The sequence below is a fragment of the Massilia sp. IC2-476 genome, assembly GCF_020707295.1.
Lineage (GTDB): Bacteria > Pseudomonadota > Gammaproteobacteria > Burkholderiales > Burkholderiaceae_D > Telluria.
Map to the genome: position 1 here is coordinate 172,900 of NZ_JAJFER010000009.1, position 17,823 is coordinate 190,722.

Sequence of the window (17,823 nt, forward strand, 5' to 3'; positions counted from 1 at the left end):
CGCTGCGGGCCTTTTTTGTATTCTGGTGGGAAGTGCAAGTTTCGAACTTGCGACCCCTGCAGTGTGAATGCAGTGCTCTACCCCTGAGCTAACCTCCCGAGTGCGCGTATTATGCACTATCCCTTGAGTTTCATCAATATGAAACCGCAATGACCAGCTAGCTTGGAGTGTTCCAGTGAATAACGCTGATATGACCGACGCCGCGATCCTCTTGCCAAAGCGGCGCACCCTAGCGCGCTGCGCAGCCTTTCTCGCCGGCGCCGCGCTACTCCTGCCCCGGCGCACCGGTGCGGTCCCGCTGCCGAAAGTGCCTTATGTACCCACCCCGCCAGAACTGGTGCGGCGCATGCTGGCGCTGGGCCGCATCAAGCGCGGCGACGTGGTGTACGACCTGGGCTGCGGCGACGGCCGCATCGTGATCGAAGCGGCGCGGCGCTACGGTGTACGGGGTGTCGGCATCGACCTCGATCCCGAGCGCATCCGCGAAGCACGCGAGAACGCGCGCCGCGCAGGCGTGGAAGAACTGGTGCAGTTTCGTCAGGCCGACCTGTTCGAAACCGACCTGAGTCCCGCCACGGTCGTCATGCTCTACCTGCTGTTCGAAGTGAACCTGAAACTGATGCCGCAGCTGTGGCGCCAGCTGCGCGCGGGCAGCCGGGTGGTGTCGCACGACTTTCACATGGGTGGACAGTGGCCACCCGAAGAGATCGTGCGGGTGGGCCGCAAGACCTTGTATGCGTGGACCATCACACCCGACCTCAAATGGTACGCGGCGCAGCAATAAAAAAACGCTGTCCACCTGCGCGGACAGCGTTCTTTTTTGAATCTGGTGGGAAGTGCAAGTTTCGAACTTGCGACCCCTGCAGTGTGAATGCAGTGCTCTACCCCTGAGCTAACCTCCCGAAGCGAGGCGTATTATGCCACAGGATCACTCAGCCGTCACCTGCAAAGGCGAATAATTCCGCCAGACGCAGCTGCCCTTCACATTCTTGTCCAGGCCCACCAGCACCTCGTTGTGCGCGGCGAGCTCGTCGCTGCTGGGCGCGAGCACGATGATCTCGCCCAGCGGACCGGCATCGCCCAGTTCGCCGCCGGCGCTGGCTTCGACCGCGACATCCATGGTCAGCGAGTTCTGGCCGCGCGTCATCGCCAGGTACACGTCCGCCAGCAGTTCCGAGTCGAGCAGTGCGCCGTGCAGCTTGCGGTGGGCGTTGGAGATCTCGTAGCGGTCGCACAGCGCATCCAGCGAATTGCGCTTGCCCGGATGGAGTTCCTTGGCCTGGACCAGCGTGTCGATCACGCCGCTGCAATACTGCGTGAACGGCGGCAGGCCGAGGCGCTGGAATTCGTGGTTCAGGAAGCCCAGGTCGAAGGGCGCGTTGTGGATGATAACTTCGGCGCCCTGCACGAATTCGCGCAGCTCCTCGACGATCTCATGGAACTTCGGTTTGTCGCTCAGGAATTCGGTCGTCAGGCCGTGCACCGCCAGCGCCGCTTCGTCCGAGTCGCGTTCCGGGTTGATATAACGGTGGAAGTTATTCCCGGTCAGCTTGCGGTTGAAGATCTCGACGCAGCCGACTTCGATGATGCGGTCGCCCGTGCGGGGATTCAGGCCGGTGGTTTCGGTATCGAGGACGATCTGGCGCATGGAATGTCTTACTGATGAGTTGGAGCGAGGCGAAGTATAGCGCAGCAGGATCGCGGCCGGGATGCCCGCCGGACGCGCTGTTGTCAAATTAACGCTTGACGGATGCCGCGCCGCGGTTGGCCAGCACGTCGGCCCGCTCGTTGCCCGGATGACCGTTGTGGCCGCGTACCCAGCGCCATTCGACCGCGTGCTGCTGCTGCGCGAGGTCGAGCGCCTTCCACAGGTCGTCGTTCTTCACGGGCTCCCTGGTCGAGGTCTTCCAGCCGCGCGCCTTCCAGCCGTGGATCCATTCCGAGATCCCCTTCTGCACGTACTGGCTGTCAGTGTGCAGGACCACTTGGCATGGCCGATTGAGTACGCCCAGCGCCTCGATCACGGCGCGCAGCTCCATGCGGTTGTTGGTGGTGTTCGGCTCGCCGCCGAAGATTTCCTTTTCGTGGCCACCCGAGACCAGGAGTGCGCCCCAGCCGCCCGTGCCCGGATTGCCCTTGCAGGCGCCGTCGGTGAAGATCTCGACCTTGGTCGCGTTGTTGTTGGTTTCGCTCATTCTCTGTTCGCCGCCGGCACTGCCTGCGGACGCTTGCTCGTTTTCTTGTTCCATGCAGGTCCGATGATGTGCATGCCCTTGACCCGCTTGATGGCGTGGACCACGTACACGGCGCCCAGGTAGGGCCACCAGCGCCGGCCGGCCGACTCCATCATCGAGAACCGGCTCAGCCAGTGGGCTGTCCGGCACGGCGGCGCATAGCAGCCGAAGTGGCTGCGGCTCACGCCGAGATTCAGCAATTTTAACCAGTCCTTGAGGCGCGGCATAGAGATGAACTCGCCGGAAGCCGGCAGGTAGCCGTTGCGCGTGACCTTGCCCACGCCCTGGCGCATGCCCCACAGGCTGGCCGGGTTGAAGCCGCAGATGATCACCTGCCCTTCCGGGATCAGCACGCGTTCGACTTCGCGCAAGACCTGGTGCGGCTCGGCGGCGAACTCGAGCACGTGCGGCAGCACCACCAGGTCGATGCTGTGCGAGGCGAAGGGCAGCTCTTCGAAATCGAGCGCCACCGCGATCTGCTGGCCGCCCGCGGCAAAGGCGAGTTCGTCGGCGGTCGAGCTGCGGATCGCGGCCTGCCACTTGTTGGGCATGCGGCTGGCCGCCAGCGCATCGAGTTGCGGCACGCCGATCTGCAGCGCATTGAAGCCGAAGATATCGACGGTGAGCTCGTCGAGGCAGGCCTGCTCGAAGGCGCGCACGTAGGCGCCCGCCGGCGATTGCAGCCAGCGGTCGAGCGCTATAATGGATTTTTCCGAAGCCGCGCTATCCATGCCACCCCTTGAGCCTTCCGTATTGACCATGACGAGCCAGCCACATCGCGACCTGTCGGTCCTGACTGTTCCTGCATTTAACGACAACTACCTGTGGGTGATCCATGACGGCGCGCATGCCGCGGTGGTGGACCCGGGTGATGCCGGTCCGATCCGCGACGCGCTGACCCAGCACGGGCTGTCCCTGACTGCCATTTTACTCACCCATCACCATGCTGACCATATCGGCGGTGTGCCGTCCCTGCTGGCGCAAGCAAATGTGCCTGTGTTTGGGCCGCGCAATGACGGCATCGACGGCATCACGCACCCGCTGGGCGAAGGCGATCGCATCACGCTTCCCGGGCTCGACCTGGAACTCGACGTGCTTGACGTGCCGGGCCATACCCTGGGACACATTGCCTATGTACGGCGCAGCCCAGGTGCGCACTGGCTGTTCTGCGGCGATACCCTGTTTGCCGGCGGCTGCGGCCGCCTGTTCGAAGGCACACCAAGCCAGATGATGGACTCGCTCGCCAAGCTGGCGGCGCTGCCGGACGATACGCTGGTCTACTGCGCGCACGAATATACGGTGTCGAACCTGCGCTTTGCACAGGCCGTCGAGCCCGATAACCAGGGACTGGCCTTGCGCATGAAGGACGCGAGCGAGAAGCGCGGCACGCGCTTGCCGACGGTGCCGTCGACGATTGGGCTGGAGCGTGGGACGAATCCCTTTCTGCGCGCTACCGAGCCGGGGATCGTGCAGAGCCTGGTGGATGCGGGCCGTTTGAAGCCCGGGGCATCGCCGGTCGAAGCGTTCGCGGCGCTCCGCGAGTGGAAGAACGTGTTTTGATCGTGTTGACCGGACGGCAGGGCCGCCCGGTCATGGCACATCAGATTTCTTCGTACAGCGGCAAGGTCAGAAACTCCGCAAACGTATCCGAAGTCGACATCTGTTCGAAGATCTCGGCCGCGCGCGTATAGCTCGGGCTGTCCTCGTTCGGCGCAACGACGGCTTTCACCTTGGCCAGTTCTTCCGGAATCATCGCACGCACCATGTCGGCCGTGACCTTGCGGCCATCTTCCAGCACGCCTTTCGGCGTACGGATCCATTGCCACACCTGCGAGCGGCTGATCTCGGCCGTCGCGGCGTCTTCCATCAGGTTGTGGATCGGCACGCAGCCATTACCGGCGAGCCAGGCGCCCAGGTAGTGGATGCCGACGTTGATGTTGTAGCGCAGGCCCTCTTCCGTGATCGGCGTTTCCGGCTTGAAGTCGAGCAGTTCGGCTGCCGTGACGTTCACGTCCGGACGCTGCTTGTCGATCTGGTTGGGGCGCTCACCCAGCACCTTGACGAATTCCGTCATCGCCAGTTCCACCAGGCCCGGGTGCGCCACCCAGCCGCCGTCATAGCCGTCGGTCGCATCGCGCGCCTTGTCATTGCGTACGCCGCCCATCGCCACGTCGTTCTTGGCCGGATCGTTCTTGATCGGGATCAGCGCCGACATGCCGCCGATCGCGGGCGCACCGCGCTTGTGGCAGGTCTTGAGCAGCAGCAGCGCGTAGGCACGCATGAAGGGCGCCGTCATGGTCACCTTGGCGCGGTCGGCCAGGCAGAAGTCCTTGTCCAGCTTGAACTTCTTGATGCACGAGAAAATGTAGTCCCAGCGGCCCGCATTCAGACCTGCGCTGTGCTCGCGCAGCTCGTACAGGATCTCGTCCATCTCGAAGGCGGCCAGGATGGTCTCGATCAGCACGGTGGCCTTGATGGTGCCGCGCGGGAGGCCGAGCTCTTCCTGGGTCATGACGAAGATGTCGTTCCACAGCCGCGCTTCCAGGTGCGATTCCATCTTCGGCAGGTAGAAATACGGACCGGCGCCGCGCGCCAGCTGTTCCTTGGCATTGTGGAACATAAACAGCGCAAAGTCGAAGATGCCGCCGGAGACGCGCTTGCCGTCCACCAGCACGTGTTTTTCATCCAGGTGCCAGCCGCGCGGACGCACGACCAGGGTGGCGACCTTGTCGTTCAGCTTATAGGTCTTGCCCTTCTGTTCGAGCGAAATCGTGCGGCGCACGGCGTCGAACATGTTGATCTGGCCCGTGATCTGGTTGTCCCAGTTGGGCGTGTTCGAATCTTCGAAGTCGGTCATGTAGCTGTCCGCGCCCGAGTTCAGCGCGTTGATGACCATCTTGCGCTCGACCGGGCCGGTGATCTCGACGCGGCGGCATTCGAGCGCCTGCGGGATCGGCGCGACCTTCCAGTCGCCTTCGCGGATGTGAGCCGTCTCCGGCAGGAAGTCCGGGCGCTCGCCGGCGTCGAGGCGACGCGCACGCTCGGCGCGGGCGCCAAGCAGCTGATGGCGGCGCGGCTCGAAGGCGCGGCTCAGCTTCGCGACCAGCTCGAGTGCCTCAGGCGTGAGGATCCGTTCGTAACCGGGCTTGATGTCGGCCGTGATCTGCATGCCGGCGGGGATGGCGATGGTCATTGCGCTTGCTCCTGTAAATAGAAAACCGGTGCGCGCCAGGCCTGGACGGCAGCCTTGGCGTTTGTCATAGCATCAAGTATATTCACTTACAGATAGCTAAACGATACATTTTCTCACTACATCTGTGCGTTTTTGTATCAAATGGGGAAGCGCACATGGACAAGTTCAGGCAGATCTCGACCTTCGTGGAAGTGGTAGCGCGCGGCAGCCTGTCGGCGGCGGCGCGCGCCGAGGGCATCGCACCGGCCATGATCGGCCGCCGCCTCGACGCCCTGGAGGCACGGCTCGGGGTCAAGCTCCTGCAGCGGACCACGCGCCGCCTGGTGCTGACCGACGAGGGCGCCGCCTTCCTGGAGGATTGCCAGCGCATCCTCAGCGAACTGGAAGAAGCCGAAGCTGCGGCGAGCGAGCGCAGCGCCCATGCCAGCGGACACCTGTTCGTCTCGGCCCCGGCCGGCTTCGGACGCCAGCACGTCGCGCCCCTGCTGCCCTCTTTCCTCGCCGAGCACCGCGATGTGACGGTCAACCTGAACCTCACCGACCGCCTGGTCGACGTCGTCGGCGAAGGCGTGGACGTGGCGATTCGCATCGCCAGCCTGACCGATTCCAGCCTGGTCGGCACCAAGCTGGCGGACAATCACCGCGTGGTCGTGGGCACGCCCGCCTACCTCAAGCGCCACGGCAGGCCGCGCGTGCTGGCCGACCTGGCCAGGCACAACTGCCTGGCGATCAGCAGCGAAGGCAGCCAGCGCGGCTGGACCTTTCTCGATGCGGGCAAGCCGGTCACGCTGAAAGTGGGCGGCAACATGGAGTGCAACGACGGCGCCGTACTGCACGCCTGGGCGCTGGCCGGCAAGGGCCTGGCCTGGCGCTCGATGTGGGAAGTCGGAAGCCAGATCGCATCTGGCGAATTGTGCACGGTGCTCGACGAATTCGCGGCGCCGGGGAATGACATCTACGCGGTATTCGCCCAGCGCCAGCACCTGCCCTTGCGCATCCGCGCTTTCGTCGATTTCTTGCGCCGAAACTATTCTCAGCCGAATTACTGGCAGATTTGACGGTGTAGCGGATCCGACGGGCAAAAAAAATCCCCGGCGATCCGGGGATTTTTTACTATCGCTGGAGAGCGATTACAGCGGCTGGATGTTCGCGGCCTGCTTGCCCTTCGGGCCAGTGGTCACGTCGAACGACACGCGCTGGTTCTCTTGCAGCGATTTGAAGCCGTTGGTCTGGATAGCCGAGAAGTGAGCGAACAGATCTTCGCCGCCTTCATCAGGGGTGATGAAGCCGAAACCCTTCGAGTCATTGAACCATTTAACGATGCCAGTTGCCATTACAATTTCCTATTTCAGTTAAGTTGGGCTTACGCCCGTTTAAGATCGTTTGAAGAAGCAAGAAAGGAATGACAGACAGACTGCACTACTACCTACAACCCAACGATCCCGCATTATACCGAATAAAATCGGTGCGACACGCACTTCGCAAAATAAATAAGCGCGTAACCGCAACAATTCCCATAAAAATTCCTATGTTCAACTTTTATGGGGGCGTTTTTGAATCGGCACACGAAAAACTATAGGCCAACGAGTGGATGGAAATTTGCGCCGGATCAAACGATTCAGCAGTGACTTATTGCGCACGCGCATTATCCCCAGCGCAAAACGGGCTTAGGCGCCTTTGGGGATGTCGGCCAGGCCACGCGGATTGTGCTGCGCCGCCGCCACGAACTGCGCCAGTTCGCCGACCCAGGCCGACCAGTCGCTGGCAGCAACCTGTTCGAAGGCGGTCAGCACCCGCAGGCGCTGTTCGAGCGCGCGGGCGTGCTGGCCGAGGCCGCGGTAGCCGAAGGTGGCGGCGGAGCCGGCCAGGGTGTGCAGCATCGCCTGCAGCTCGGCCGCGCTTGCTGCCGGCGCCGCCGGATCGAGCCCGGCGGCCAGCAGCCCGAGGCGCTCGAGCACGGCAGGCAGTTTATCGGCGAAGTTGGCGTTCGCCGACGCCAGGCGCGAGAAGAACTGCTGGTCCGCCCCGTGCATGGTCGCCGTCCCCTCGGGCTTATTTGGTGCCGAAGATGCGGTCGCCCGCATCGCCCAGGCCCGGCACGATGTAGGCGTCTTCGTTCAGGTGCGAGTCGAGCGAGGCGACATACACCTTCACGTCCGGGTGCGCCTTGTGGAACACCTCGATGCCTTCCGGCGCGGCCACCAGGGCCAGGAACAGGATCTGGTCGCTGGAGACGCCGCGCTTCTTCAGCACGTCGACGGCATGCACGGCCGAATTGCCGGTCGCGACCATCGGATCGCACAGGATGAAGGTGCGCTCGTTGGTGTCCGGCAGGCGCACCAGGTATTCGACCGGCTCGTGGGTGTCCGGATCGCGGAACACGCCGATGTGGCCGACGCGCGCCGAGGGCACCAGTTCCAGCAGGCCGTCGCTCATGCCGATGCCGGCACGCAGGATCGGCACGATGGCCAGCTTCTTGCCGGCGATGACCGGCGCCTCGATGGTCACCAGCGGGGTCTGCACCGTCCGGGTGGTGAGCGGCAGGTCGCGCGTGATCTCATACCCCATCAAGAGCGTGATTTCCCGCAGCAGCTCGCGGAAAGTGCGCGTCGAGGTGTCGTGCTCGCGCATGTGCGACAGCTTGTGCTGGATGAGCGGGTGGTTCAGGATGAAGAGGTTGGGAAAGCGCGGATCTTGTTTCATGGTGTATGTCAAACGGGATGGGGTGTGAAGCATCAACCGGCATTATCCCAGCCGCGCGCCCGTTTGTCCCTTCTTTTTATGCACATTTCGACAAGAATCGGCCCGCGGGCACGCTTTGCCCTTCGTACTCAGGTCACCAGGGCGCGCGCCAGGATCGCCGCGCAGTCGGTGCCGGCCGGCAGCCGGCCGAAGGCGCCGCCCGGTTCGCGCGCGACGCGCGAGGCGACGAAAGCGTCCGCCACGTAGCCCGGCGCATGGCGCAGCAGCAGCGCGCCCTGCACCGCCAGCACCAGGCGCTCGGCCAGGCGGCGCGCCCCGCCCTCGTCCTGCACCAGCGCCGGCAGCTCGTCCAGCAAGGCTTCGGCACAGGCGGCGAAGCGCGGGTCGAGTCCGGCCGCCGGCATCAGTTCCGCGGCCAGCGCCGCGCCTGCCTCCGGCAGCGACTTGCCGAGGGCGCGCAGCAGGTCCAGGCACATCACGTTGCCGGACCCCTCCCAGATCGAATTCACCGGGAGTTCGCGGTAGATGCGCGCCAGCGGTCCGTCCTCGACATAGCCGTTGCCGCCCATGACTTCCATCGCCTCGGCGCCGAAGGCCGGGCCGCGCTTGCAGATCCAGTACTTGCCGGCCGCGGTCAGGATGCGGCCCAGCAGGGCCTCGGCCGGATCGTCCGGCTGGTCGAAGCAGCGCGCCAGGCGCAGCGCAAACGCGGTGGCCGCCTCGGATTCGAGCGCGAGGTCGGCCAGCACGTTCTGCATCAGGGGCTGCTCGCTGAGCACGCGCCCGAACACATTGCGCCCGCGCGCGTGGTGCAGCGCATGGCACAGGGCCGCGCGCATGATGCCGGCGCTGCCCAGCACGCAGTCGAGCCGGGTGTAGCCGCCCATTTCGAGGATGGTCGGAATGCCGCGGCCCGGGGCGCCGATCATCCAGCCGTGGGCGCCGTGGAATTCGACTTCGGACGAGGCGTTCGAGCGGTTGCCCAGCTTGTCCTTCAGGCGCTGCACGCGGATCGCGTTGCGGCTGCCGTCGGGGAGGTAACGCGGCACGAAGAAGCAGGAAAGTCCGGCGCTGCCACCTGCGTCGGTCTGGGCCAGGATCAGGTGCGCATCGGCCTGCGGCACCGAGAAGAACCATTTGTGGCCGACGATGCGCCAGGCGCCTTCGCCGCCGAGAATCGGTTCGGCGCGCGTGGTATTGGCACGCACGTCGCTGCCGCCCTGCTTTTCCGTCATGCCCATACCGACCAGGGCGCCGCGCTTGTGCGACACCGGCAGCGAGCGCGGGTCGTACTCGTTCGAGAGGATCTTCGGCAGCCACTGCTCCGCCAGCGCGGGCGCGCGGCGCAGCGCCGGCACCGAAGCGAAGGTCATCGTCACCGGACACTGCACGCCGTTTTCCACCTGGCCGAACAACAGGTACTGGGCCGCACGCGCCACCTGCGCACCCGGCCGCGGCGCGCGCCAGGGCGCGGCGTGGGCGCCGGCGCCCACCAGCAGGGACATCAGCTGGTGCCAGGCCGGGTGGAATTCGACTTCATCCACGCGCCTGCCGCTGCGGTCGTAACTCACCAGGCGCGGCCCGTTGGCATTGGCCACCCGCGCCAGGTCGAGGATCTCGGCGCGTCCCAGCTCAGCACCGAGCGCATCGAGTTCCGCACCGGCCCAGCCGGCGCCCTCGCGTTCGACCGCCTCCCGAAGTGCCGGGTCACACCGGAACAGGTTCACGTCTGCGAAGGGGGCGGCCTGGTTGAGCACTTCATGGGTATCGAAGGGATTCATTGTCGTGTCTCTCGCGGTTGGGTGTTGCAACCAAGCATCATTCCAAGAGCATTCCAGGGCCAATGTGAGGCCGAGAATTTGCTAACTATAAAGAATCGGCGACAATACCTGCATACGTCCTGCTTGTCGAGGCAACAAGACGCTAGCGCAAAGAAGGCAGCGGGGCAAGCCGCTGAGCCAGCGCAAAGTTGATCGGCGCTTGTCATTTTTAATGCCTTTCAGAATCTTTCAGTGCTACATTGACCCTCGGTTTGGTAGACTTGCATGGTTTACACGTGGCCTGTCAGCGCGTCCCAGCAACAAGAAGGCAGACATTAAAGAATGCACACCAGTTCCACCGCCGCCAAGTTCGAGCCGCGCAAGCAGCCATCCGGGCTGCTCGACAGCCTGCTCGAAGCCGCCGGCGACATCGTGCTCCGCGTCACCCTGGGTGGCCAGGTGCGCGCCGCAAGCCGCCGCGCCTTGAGCCTGACCGGGGTGGAGATCGACGGCCGCCCGGTAGTCTCGCTGGTCCATGACGTCGACCAGCCGGCCCTGCGCAACGCCCTGGTGAGTACCGGCGCAAACGGCGGCGCGAACGTGGTGGAGGCGCGCTTCCGCTGCGGCGAGCGCGATATCTGGTTCGAGCTGCGCATCGGCCTGCTGGCATCCGGCGACGACGCCCCGCTCCTGATCATCGGCCGCGACATGTCGGCCCAGCACGCCACCGAAGAGCGCCTGCGCCACATGGCGACCCACGACGCGCTGACCGAGTTGCCCAACCGGGTCCTGCTGTCCGACCGCATCCGCATGGTGATCGCCAACGCGCGCCGTTCCGGCCAGGGTTTTGCGGTCGCCACCATCGGCCTGGACGGCTTCAAGAAGGTCAACGATGGCCTCGGCCATGCAATCGGCGATGCGGTGCTGCGCATGGCCGCCGGCCGCCTGCGCCGCACCCTGCGCGACAGCGACACCCTGGCGCGCGTCGGCGGCGACGAGTTCGTCGCGGTGCTGCCGGGATCGAGCAACGAGCCGCAGATCAAGCTGGTCACCGGCCGCCTGATGGCGGCGCTGCAGTCGCCGTTCGAGATCGACGGCCACACCATCTACCTGGCCGGCTCGATCGGCGTGGCGACCTATCCCGAGCATGCGGAAGACGAAGTGCGCCTGGTGACCCTGGCCGACACCGCGATGTCGCGCGCCAAGGAGACCGGCAAGGCGCGCGCCGTCACCTACAGCCCGCGCGACCAGGGCCCGCCCGAACACGACATCTCGCTCGAGGCCGCGATGTTCAACGCGGTGCGCGAAGGCGAATTCCAGCTCTACTACCAGCCGATCGTCGACGCGCGCAACCGTACCATCGAGGGCTTCGAGACCCTGATGCGCTGGAAGCATCCGACCCTCGGCATGGTGCCGCCGGTGCGCTTCATCCCGATCGCCGAAACCAATGGCCTGATCAATCTGCTGGGCGCCTGGGCCCTGAAGGCGGCCTGCATGCAGATCCGCCAGTTCGAGGAAGTGGCCGGCCGCGAGCTCTACATCTCGGTCAACATCAGCCCGCGCCAGTTCAGGAGCGACAAGTTCCTCACGGTGCTCGACGATGCGCTGGCCCTGTCCGGCACCCCGGGCAGCAAGCTCGTGCTCGAGATCACCGAGGGCACGCTGATGGTCGACCCGGTGCATGCCGAGTCGGTGCTGGCCAAGATGGCCGAACGGGGCGCGCGCATCGCGATCGACGACTTCGGCACCGGCTATTCCAGCCTGGCTTACCTGAAGCGCTTCCCGATCTCGGTGCTGAAGGTCGACCGCGCTTTCGTCAAGGACCTGCCGGGCGCCGAGAAGGACGCCGCGATCTGCAACGCCGTGCTCGACCTGGCCAAGCACCTCGACCTGTCGGTGGTAGCCGAGGGCGTCGAGACCGAAGCGCAGCTGGCCTGGCTCGACAAGCTGGGCTGCCACTACGTGCAGGGCTACCTGACCGGCAAGCCGATGCCGGCCCACGTCGCCGTGGCCGCGCTCACCGAGAATCTTTATACCGAATTACTGCCGCACGACCTCCCGGCGGGCAAACCATGATGACTTCAAGCGACACCCCCCGCTCGCCACGCGCCGACGCCACCCTCTCCCTGCTGTGGGAACGCACCCGCAGGCAGGGCGACATGCCGGGCTTCACCAAGGCCATCAACGCGATCCTGGCCTCGATGCGCGGCGAGGACGAGCGCGAATTCTCGATGACCCAGACCGTGCTGTCGGACCCAGTCCTGACGCAGAAGGTACTGCGCCTGGCCAACAGCGGCATGTATTCGGCCTTCGGCCAGCGCATCAACACCGTGTCGAAAGCCGTGCTGGTGCTGGGCACCGAGGCGATCGGCCACCTGGCCCTGGGCCTGAAGCTGATCGAGGAACTGGCCAAGTCCACGCCCGACACCGAGACCGCCCACATCGAGATGGAAAAGGCGGTGCTGGCCGGGATGGTGGCCCAGCAGGTAGCCGCCAGCGCCGTCTCGCGCGATCCGGAAGAAGCCGTGGTCTGCTCGATCCTGCATTCGCTGGGCCGCATGATGGTCACCTTCTACATGCCGGAGCGCTGGAGCCAGCTGCGCGAGAGCGCGGGCGCCGGGCGCGAGGAAACGGCAGCCGAAGCCATCCTCGGCCTGTCGCTGGAAGCGGTCGGCCGCGCCACCGCCGAGCACTGGGGCCTGCCGCGCAACCTGATCGCCGGCATGCGCCGCATCGAGCCGCGCGAGCGCGAAGACGGCTTCGGCCACGACGACTGGCTGGCCGCCCTCGGCACCATGTCGACCCAGGCCGCCGACGCGCTGTGGCACGACGACGAGGCCGCGGGCGAGCGCGTGGCCGCGCTGGCAGAGAGCTTCGCGCCGATGCTGGGCGTGGAGGCGGCCAGCCTGGTCGGCGCGATCGGCAAGGCGCGCGAAAGCGCCGCCTCCGACCTGAGCATCGCCCCGCTGGCGAAACCCGCCGAGAAGCGCGCCAAGCTGGCGGCCGCCACGCGCAAGCGCATGGCCGGCAACAAGGTTTTGATGAGCGGCGTGGCCGACATGCGCGACGCCGGCGTCAGCGCGACCCCGGGCCAGATGATGTCGATGGCGCTCGAGACCATCCACAAGGGCCTGTCCTTCACCCGCTCGTTCGCCTTCCTGCGCAACCGCCGCGAAGGCAGGTACGCGGCCCGCCTGGGCCTGGGCGAAGGCAGCAAGGCGCTGCTTCCGAACCTGGTGTTCGACGACGGCTACGAACCCAATGTCTTCCATGCGGCGCTCGGCAGCGACCGCGTGATCTTCATCGAGAACGCCCGCGACGCCAAGTTCGCGGCCAAGCTGCCCGGCTGGTGGAAAGGCACCCTGAGCGACGCGCGCTGCTTCGTCGTGATCCCGCTGTGTGCGCACGGCCAGCCGGCCGGCTTCATCTACGGCGAATGGGACGACAGCTTCCCGCAGGTGGTGCTGAGCCAGACCGAGTTCTCGCTGCTCAACGACCTGCGCGGGCTGGTGGTGCGTACGGTGGAGAGGCGGCACCAGGTGGAGGCGGTGGCGACACGGGTGTGATTCTGCACAGCCGCAGCCCGTGCCTTAGTTAGTACCGCTAGCCTAAAGACCGTCATCCCGGCGCAGGCCGGGATCCAAGTTCGTTCCGCCCCCAGCAACACATCCGCGAAGGGCCGCCACTGAGCTACGGAATTGGATCCCGGCCTTCGCCGGGATGACGTTGGTTAAAGCTGATGGACGATAGAACCGAGCGGCTTCGGTTAGGCCGCACAAGACCTCACCCCAGCTTCGGCGTCCCCACCTTCACATCCCCGCACTGCGCACGGTGCATCAGCGCATGGTCGATCAGCACCAGCGCCAGCATCGCTTCCGCGATCGGCGTCGCCCGGATCCCCACGCAGGGGTCGTGCCGGCCGAAGGTTTCGACCATGACCGGATTGCCTTCCTTGTCGATCGAACGGCGCGGCGTGCGGATCGAGGATGTGGGCTTGATCGCAATCGACACCGTGATGTCCTGCCCGGTCGAGATCCCGCCCAGCACCCCGCCCGCGTTGTTGCCGACGAAGCCTTCCGGCGTCAATTCGTCGCCGTGCTCCGAGCCCTTCTGGGCGACCGAGCCGAAGCCAGCGCCGATCTCGACGCCCTTGACCGCATTGATGCCCATCATCGCGTAAGCGATGTCGGCATCGAGCTTGTCGTAGATCGGCTGGCCCCAGCCCACCGGTACGCCGCGTGCCACCACGTCGATGCGGGCGCCGATCGAGTCGCCGGCGCGGCGCAGCTCGTCCATCGCCGCTTCCATGCGCGCCAGCAGGTCGGCGTCGGCGCTCGCCGCGAAGAAGGGATTGGCATGCACGTGTTCGAAGGACTGGAACGGCACCTCGATGTCGCCCAGCTGGCGCATGCAGCCGAAGAACTCGGTGCCGTACTGCTCGCGCAGCCACTTTTTCGCCACCGCGCCGGCGCCGACCACGGGCGCGGTCAGGCGCGCCGACGAGCGGCCGCCGCCGCGCGGGTCGCGCACGCCGTACTTGTGCCAGTAGGTGTAGTCGGCGTGGCCGGGGCGGAAGGAATCGAGGATGTTGCCGTAGTCCTTGCTGCGCTGGTCTTCGTTGGGAATCAGGAGCGCGATCGGTGTGCCGGTCGTGACGCCCTGGTACACGCCCGACAGGATCTGCACCCGGTCCGCTTCCTGGCGCTGGGTCACGTGGCGCGAGGTGCCGGGCTTGCGACGGTCGAGCTCAGGCTGGATGTCGGCTTCGCTCAAGGCCATGCCCGGCGGGCAGCCATCGATGACGCAGCCGATGGCCGGGCCATGCGACTCGCCGAAGGTGGTGACGGAGAACAGCTTGCCGAAGGAGTTGCCGGACATGGTGGTCGATCTGTGGAAGTCGTGGGTTTGTCATTCTACCAGTCCCGCGCCGGCCCGGCCTTGTGGGCCCTTTTCTGTTACTTTAGTAGTAAATAGTTGCCGCATGGATACATATTTGTTGTTTCGGCCTCTTTGGGGCTTCCATTGTGGCAACAGGCGGATATACTGGATGCATCAAAAGCCAGCCAAACTGGAGAAGTAGCGCATGTCTGCCCCGATGCCGCCCACCGGCAAACCGACGGACGCCCCGGCCGACGGAGATGACCTGGTCTTCGTGGACGAGGCGGACGCGACCTCGTTCGCGGGCACCAGGGCGGTCTGGCGCATCCTGGTCGTCGACGACGACGCCGACGTGCACTCGACCACCACCTTCGCCCTGAAGAATGTCGAGATGCAGGGCCGGCCGCTGGCTTTCCTGCACGCCTACACGGCCGAGGAAGCCCGCGCCATCCTGCAGCAGCAGCCCGACATCGCCGTGATCCTGCTCGACGTGGTGATGGAGCGTCCCGACGCCGGCCTGCAGCTGGTGCGCAGGATTCGCGAAGAGCTGGGCATGATCGAGGTCCGCATCATCCTGCGTACCGGCCAGCCGGGCTATGCGCCGGAACTCGAGGCCATCCGCGGCTACGACATCAACGATTACCGCACCAAGTCCGAACTCACCCGCACCAAGCTGTACACCGCGGTCGCCGCGGCGGTGCGGTCCTACCAGCAGCTGCGCGCCCTCGACGCCAGCCGCGCGGGCCTCGAGCAGATCGTCTCGGCCGGCGCCCACCTGATGACCCTGCACGGGGTGCGCGACGTGGCCCAGGGCGTGCTGCGCCAGGCCGCCGTCCTGCTCGGCCAGGAGAGCGCAGGCGTGTTGTGCGTGCGCGAGAGCGGCCAGGGCCGACCGGACGTGCTGCACGTGGTCGCCGCCGCCGGCGAGCAGGCCGCACTCGAAGGACGCGAACTCAGTCCGCTGCGCCATGCGGCGCTGGCCAGCGTGGCCGGACGCACCCTGGCCACGCGCGCCGGCATCCACGCCGACGGCTGGCTGTCGCTGCACTTCCCGGGCAAGGCGGGACGCGACTTCGCCGCCTGCATCCCGTTCGCGCGCCCTGCTTCCGACATCGAACGGCGCCTGCTCGACGTCTTCGCCAGCGTGGTCGCGGTGGGCCTCGACAACGTGGAACTGGTGACCCACCTGAACCAGGCCGCGTTCCGCGACCAGCTTACCGGCCTGCCGAACCGCACCCGCCTGGTCGAACTGATCGACGCGATGCTGGCCAGCCCGCAGCGCGGCAATGCCACCCTGGCCCTAGTCGACCTCGACCACTTCGCCGAGACCAACGACGCGCTCGGCCACCACTTCGGCGACCTGCTGCTGGTATCGGTCGGCAAGCGCCTCAAGTCGCGCCTCGATCCGCGCCTGCAGGTGGCGCGCATCGGCGGCGACATCTTCTGCGTGCTGGGCGACGCCGGCGCGGTGCAGCCGGCCTCGATCCAGGCGCTGTTCCGCGTGCCCTTCCACATCGACGGCCAGGACGTGCAGGTGTCCGCCACGCTCGGCCTGGTGCGCCTGGTGGAACACGACGGCAGCGGCGCCGATGCGCTGAAGGACGCCGACATCGCGCTCAAGCGCGCCAAGTCGCAGCAGCGCGCCGGCCACTTCTATTTCTCGCGCAGCATGGGAGTCGAGATCCGCGAGCGGGTGCGCATGATGCACGCGCTGCGCAGCGGCTTCCAGCGCGGCGAACTGTTCCTCGCCTACCAGCCCCAGGTCGACCTGGCGAATAACCGCGCCTTCGGCGCCGAAGCGCTGCTGCGCTGGCGCACCGAAGATGGACGCCTGGTGGGGCCGGACCGCTTCATCCCGATCGCCGAGTATTCCGGGCTGATCGTCGACATCGGCGAATGGGTGCTGCGCCAGGCCCTGATGGAGCTGGTGCGCCTGCGCGCGGCCGGGCATGAGCGCTTCACGATGTCGGTGAACGTCTCGCAGGTGCAGTTCCGCCATCCGCATTTCGTGGAGATGCTGCGCCGCGCGCTCGACGACACCGGCGCGCCGCCCGAATACGTGGAACTGGAGATCACCGAATCGATGGCGATGGAAGAGCCGGCCCTGCTGGTCGAGAAGCTGGCCCAGGTCAAGCGCACCGGCGTGTCGATCGCGATCGACGACTTCGGCACAGGCTTTTCCTCGCTCTCGCACCTGCAGCGGCTGCAGGTGGACCGGCTCAAGATCGACCGCACCTTCGTTACCGAGATCACGGGGTCGGCGCGCGGCAGCAGCATCGCGGAAATGGTGATCCAGCTGGGCCGCAACCTGGACCTGTCGGTGATCGCGGAAGGGGTCGAGGACGAACGCCAGGCGCACATCCTGCGCTCGCTGGGCTGCCCGCTGGCGCAGGGCTTCCTGTTCTCGCGCCCGCTGTCGCCGCAGGCGCTGCTGGAGTGGCTGGGCAACCAGTCGCTGATCGAAGCGGCGTAGATCGCTGCGTGGGGTGATCTGGTCCAGTGGACCAGATCACAAGCCGCCCACCCTACAACACCGGCGTCCCGGTTGCGGCGCCGGTTACGTCAGTCTTCGGCGCTTTGTTCGGCCGGCCAGTCGCGGATATAGGCCTTGAGCATGCGGTTCTCGAAGCTCTGCGCTTCCAGCACCGCCCTGGCGACGTCGTAGAACGAGATCACGCCCAGCAGGGTGCGGGCATTCATCACGGGCAGGTAGCGGGCGTGCTTTTCCAGCATGATGCGGCGCACTTCGTTGACTTCGGTATCCGGGGTCACGGTGATCGGGCTGTCGTCCATCACCTTGCGCACGGTGCCCGAACCGAGGGCGCCGCCCTGGGCGTTCAGTTCCTTGATCACTTCACGGAAGGTCAGCATGCCGACCAGGTCGCCGTATTCCATGACGACCAGCGAGCCGATGTCCTTTTCCGCCATCGTGGCCGCCGCCTGTACCAGCGGCATGTCCGGCGTGACGGTATAGAGGATTTCGCCCTTCACCTGCAGGATCTCGGAGACTTTCATGGTGGCCACCCCGTCCGGTTGGTTGGTGATTTCAGCAATA

At 65.8% G+C, this 17,823-nt stretch carries 16 protein-coding genes and 2 tRNA genes; 6 read left to right on the top strand and 12 right to left on the bottom strand.

Going from position 1 to position 17,823, the window contains the following annotated elements; all coding sequences use genetic code 11:
• Nucleotides 1-23: 23 nt before the first annotated feature.
• A tRNA-Val gene (locus tag LK539_RS21420) sits at nt 24-98 on the bottom strand.
• A 77-nt stretch (nt 99-175) separates the two neighbouring features.
• Between LK539_RS21420 and LK539_RS21425 the strand changes: the two genes are divergently transcribed.
• The gene (locus tag LK539_RS21425) at nt 176-784 is read left to right on the top strand and encodes a methyltransferase domain-containing protein (RefSeq protein ID WP_227803089.1); all 609 of its coding nucleotides are present in this window, start codon (nt 176-178) and stop codon (nt 782-784) included.
• A gap of 43 nt (nt 785-827) precedes the next feature.
• Here the strand turns inward: LK539_RS21425 and LK539_RS21430 are convergent.
• From LK539_RS21430 to LK539_RS21445, 4 genes are all read right to left on the bottom strand, one after another.
• Nucleotides 828-902 (bottom strand) — tRNA-Val (locus tag LK539_RS21430).
• 26 nt (nt 903-928) lie between these two features.
• Nucleotides 929-1,648 carry a DNA polymerase III subunit epsilon gene (gene dnaQ / locus LK539_RS21435; RefSeq protein ID WP_227803090.1) on the bottom strand — a complete coding sequence of 240 codons (720 nt, stop codon included), beginning with the start codon at nt 1,646-1,648 and terminating at the stop codon, nt 929-931.
• Between the two features lie 88 nt (nt 1,649-1,736).
• Nucleotides 1,737-2,195: a ribonuclease HI gene (rnhA, locus tag LK539_RS21440; protein ID WP_227803091.1), complete on the bottom strand. Its 459-nt coding sequence runs from the start codon at nt 2,193-2,195 to the stop codon at nt 1,737-1,739.
• The gene (locus LK539_RS21445) at nt 2,192-2,965 is read right to left on the bottom strand and encodes a class I SAM-dependent methyltransferase (RefSeq protein ID WP_227803092.1); all 774 of its coding nucleotides are present in this window, start codon (nt 2,963-2,965) and stop codon (nt 2,192-2,194) included. Before LK539_RS21445 ends, rnhA begins: the two co-directional genes overlap by 4 nt.
• Nucleotides 2,966-2,993: 28 nt before the next feature.
• On the opposite strand from LK539_RS21445, the gene gloB reads away from it, so the two are divergent.
• The gene (gloB, locus tag LK539_RS21450) at nt 2,994-3,794 is read left to right on the top strand and encodes a hydroxyacylglutathione hydrolase (protein ID WP_227803188.1); all 801 of its coding nucleotides are present in this window, start codon (nt 2,994-2,996) and stop codon (nt 3,792-3,794) included.
• Nucleotides 3,795-3,834: 40 nt separating this feature from the next.
• On the opposite strand, the gene aceB is transcribed toward gloB, so the two are convergent.
• Complete coding sequence (aceB, locus tag LK539_RS21455; RefSeq protein ID WP_227803093.1) at nt 3,835-5,427, bottom strand: malate synthase A; 1,593 nt, start codon at nt 5,425-5,427, stop codon at nt 3,835-3,837.
• A gap of 155 nt (nt 5,428-5,582) precedes the next feature.
• Between aceB and LK539_RS21460 the strand changes: the two genes are divergently transcribed.
• A complete protein-coding gene (locus LK539_RS21460; protein WP_227803094.1) occupies nt 5,583-6,485 on the top strand; it encodes a LysR family transcriptional regulator in 903 nt (300 codons plus the stop codon).
• 72 nt (nt 6,486-6,557) lie between these two features.
• Here the strand turns inward: LK539_RS21460 and LK539_RS21465 are convergent, their stop codons facing one another.
• The 4 genes from LK539_RS21465 to LK539_RS21480 all read right to left on the bottom strand — a co-directional run bounded on the left by LK539_RS21465 (nt 6,558) and on the right by LK539_RS21480 (nt 9,911).
• The gene (locus LK539_RS21465) at nt 6,558-6,761 is read right to left on the bottom strand and encodes a cold-shock protein (RefSeq protein ID WP_227803095.1); all 204 of its coding nucleotides are present in this window, start codon (nt 6,759-6,761) and stop codon (nt 6,558-6,560) included.
• Nucleotides 6,762-7,094: 333 nt separating this feature from the next.
• The gene (locus LK539_RS21470) at nt 7,095-7,460 is read right to left on the bottom strand and encodes an Hpt domain-containing protein (protein WP_227803096.1); all 366 of its coding nucleotides are present in this window, start codon (nt 7,458-7,460) and stop codon (nt 7,095-7,097) included.
• 19 nt (nt 7,461-7,479) lie between these two features.
• Nucleotides 7,480-8,130, bottom strand: a complete 651-nt coding sequence (gene upp / locus LK539_RS21475) for a uracil phosphoribosyltransferase (protein ID WP_227803097.1) — start codon at nt 8,128-8,130, stop codon at nt 7,480-7,482.
• Between the two features lie 128 nt (nt 8,131-8,258).
• A complete protein-coding gene (locus LK539_RS21480; protein WP_227803098.1) occupies nt 8,259-9,911 on the bottom strand; it encodes an isovaleryl-CoA dehydrogenase in 1,653 nt (550 codons plus the stop codon).
• Between the two features lie 321 nt (nt 9,912-10,232).
• On the opposite strand from LK539_RS21480, the gene LK539_RS21485 reads away from it, so the two are divergent.
• Together LK539_RS21485 and LK539_RS21490 are read left to right on the top strand one after the other, a co-directional pair.
• Nucleotides 10,233-11,966 carry a bifunctional diguanylate cyclase/phosphodiesterase gene (locus LK539_RS21485; RefSeq protein ID WP_227803099.1) on the top strand — a complete coding sequence of 578 codons (1,734 nt, stop codon included), beginning with the start codon at nt 10,233-10,235 and terminating at the stop codon, nt 11,964-11,966.
• Nucleotides 11,966-13,456 carry an HDOD domain-containing protein gene (locus LK539_RS21490; protein ID WP_373889585.1) on the top strand — a complete coding sequence of 497 codons (1,491 nt, stop codon included), beginning with the start codon at nt 11,966-11,968 and terminating at the stop codon, nt 13,454-13,456. The genes LK539_RS21485 and LK539_RS21490 overlap by 1 nt, the downstream gene beginning before the upstream one ends.
• A gap of 217 nt (nt 13,457-13,673) precedes the next feature.
• On the opposite strand, the gene aroC is transcribed toward LK539_RS21490, so the two are convergent.
• The gene (gene aroC / locus LK539_RS21495) at nt 13,674-14,768 is read right to left on the bottom strand and encodes a chorismate synthase (RefSeq protein ID WP_227803101.1); all 1,095 of its coding nucleotides are present in this window, start codon (nt 14,766-14,768) and stop codon (nt 13,674-13,676) included.
• Between the two features lie 205 nt (nt 14,769-14,973).
• Between aroC and LK539_RS21500 the strand changes: the two genes are divergently transcribed.
• Nucleotides 14,974-17,241 carry an EAL domain-containing protein gene (locus LK539_RS21500; protein ID WP_227803102.1) on the top strand — a complete coding sequence of 756 codons (2,268 nt, stop codon included), beginning with the start codon at nt 14,974-14,976 and terminating at the stop codon, nt 17,239-17,241.
• 89 nt (nt 17,242-17,330) lie between these two features.
• On the opposite strand, the gene LK539_RS21505 is transcribed toward LK539_RS21500, so the two are convergent.
• Complete coding sequence (locus tag LK539_RS21505) at nt 17,331-17,783, bottom strand: CBS domain-containing protein (RefSeq protein WP_227803103.1); 453 nt, start codon at nt 17,781-17,783, stop codon at nt 17,331-17,333.
• Nucleotides 17,784-17,823: the final 40 nt, after the last annotated feature.

Excerpts from the sequence above, each read along its gene's own strand:
- dnaQ (WP_227803090.1), bottom strand. The coding sequence starts at position 1,648 with ATGCGCCAGATCGTCCTCGATACCGAAACCACCGGCCTGAATCCCCGC.
- rnhA (WP_227803091.1), bottom strand. The coding sequence starts at position 2,195 with ATGAGCGAAACCAACAACAACGCGACCAAGGTCGAGATCTTCACCGAC.
- LK539_RS21445 (WP_227803092.1), bottom strand. The coding sequence starts at position 2,965 with ATGGATAGCGCGGCTTCGGAAAAATCCATTATAGCGCTCGACCGCTGG.
- gloB (WP_227803188.1), top strand. The coding sequence starts at position 2,994 with ATGACGAGCCAGCCACATCGCGACCTGTCGGTCCTGACTGTTCCTGCA.
- aceB (WP_227803093.1), bottom strand. The coding sequence starts at position 5,427 with ATGACCATCGCCATCCCCGCCGGCATGCAGATCACGGCCGACATCAAG.
- LK539_RS21460 (WP_227803094.1), top strand. The coding sequence starts at position 5,583 with ATGGACAAGTTCAGGCAGATCTCGACCTTCGTGGAAGTGGTAGCGCGC.
- LK539_RS21465 (WP_227803095.1), bottom strand. The coding sequence starts at position 6,761 with ATGGCAACTGGCATCGTTAAATGGTTCAATGACTCGAAGGGTTTCGGC.
- LK539_RS21470 (WP_227803096.1), bottom strand. The coding sequence starts at position 7,460 with ATGCACGGGGCGGACCAGCAGTTCTTCTCGCGCCTGGCGTCGGCGAAC.
- upp (WP_227803097.1), bottom strand. The coding sequence starts at position 8,130 with ATGAAACAAGATCCGCGCTTTCCCAACCTCTTCATCCTGAACCACCCG.
- LK539_RS21480 (WP_227803098.1), bottom strand. The coding sequence starts at position 9,911 with ATGAATCCCTTCGATACCCATGAAGTGCTCAACCAGGCCGCCCCCTTC.
- LK539_RS21485 (WP_227803099.1), top strand. The coding sequence starts at position 10,233 with ATGCACACCAGTTCCACCGCCGCCAAGTTCGAGCCGCGCAAGCAGCCA.
- LK539_RS21490 (WP_373889585.1), top strand. The coding sequence starts at position 11,966 with ATGACTTCAAGCGACACCCCCCGCTCGCCACGCGCCGACGCCACCCTC.
- aroC (WP_227803101.1), bottom strand. The coding sequence starts at position 14,768 with ATGTCCGGCAACTCCTTCGGCAAGCTGTTCTCCGTCACCACCTTCGGC.
- LK539_RS21500 (WP_227803102.1), top strand. The coding sequence starts at position 14,974 with ATGTCTGCCCCGATGCCGCCCACCGGCAAACCGACGGACGCCCCGGCC.
- LK539_RS21505 (WP_227803103.1), bottom strand. The coding sequence starts at position 17,783 with ATGAAAGTCTCCGAGATCCTGCAGGTGAAGGGCGAAATCCTCTATACC.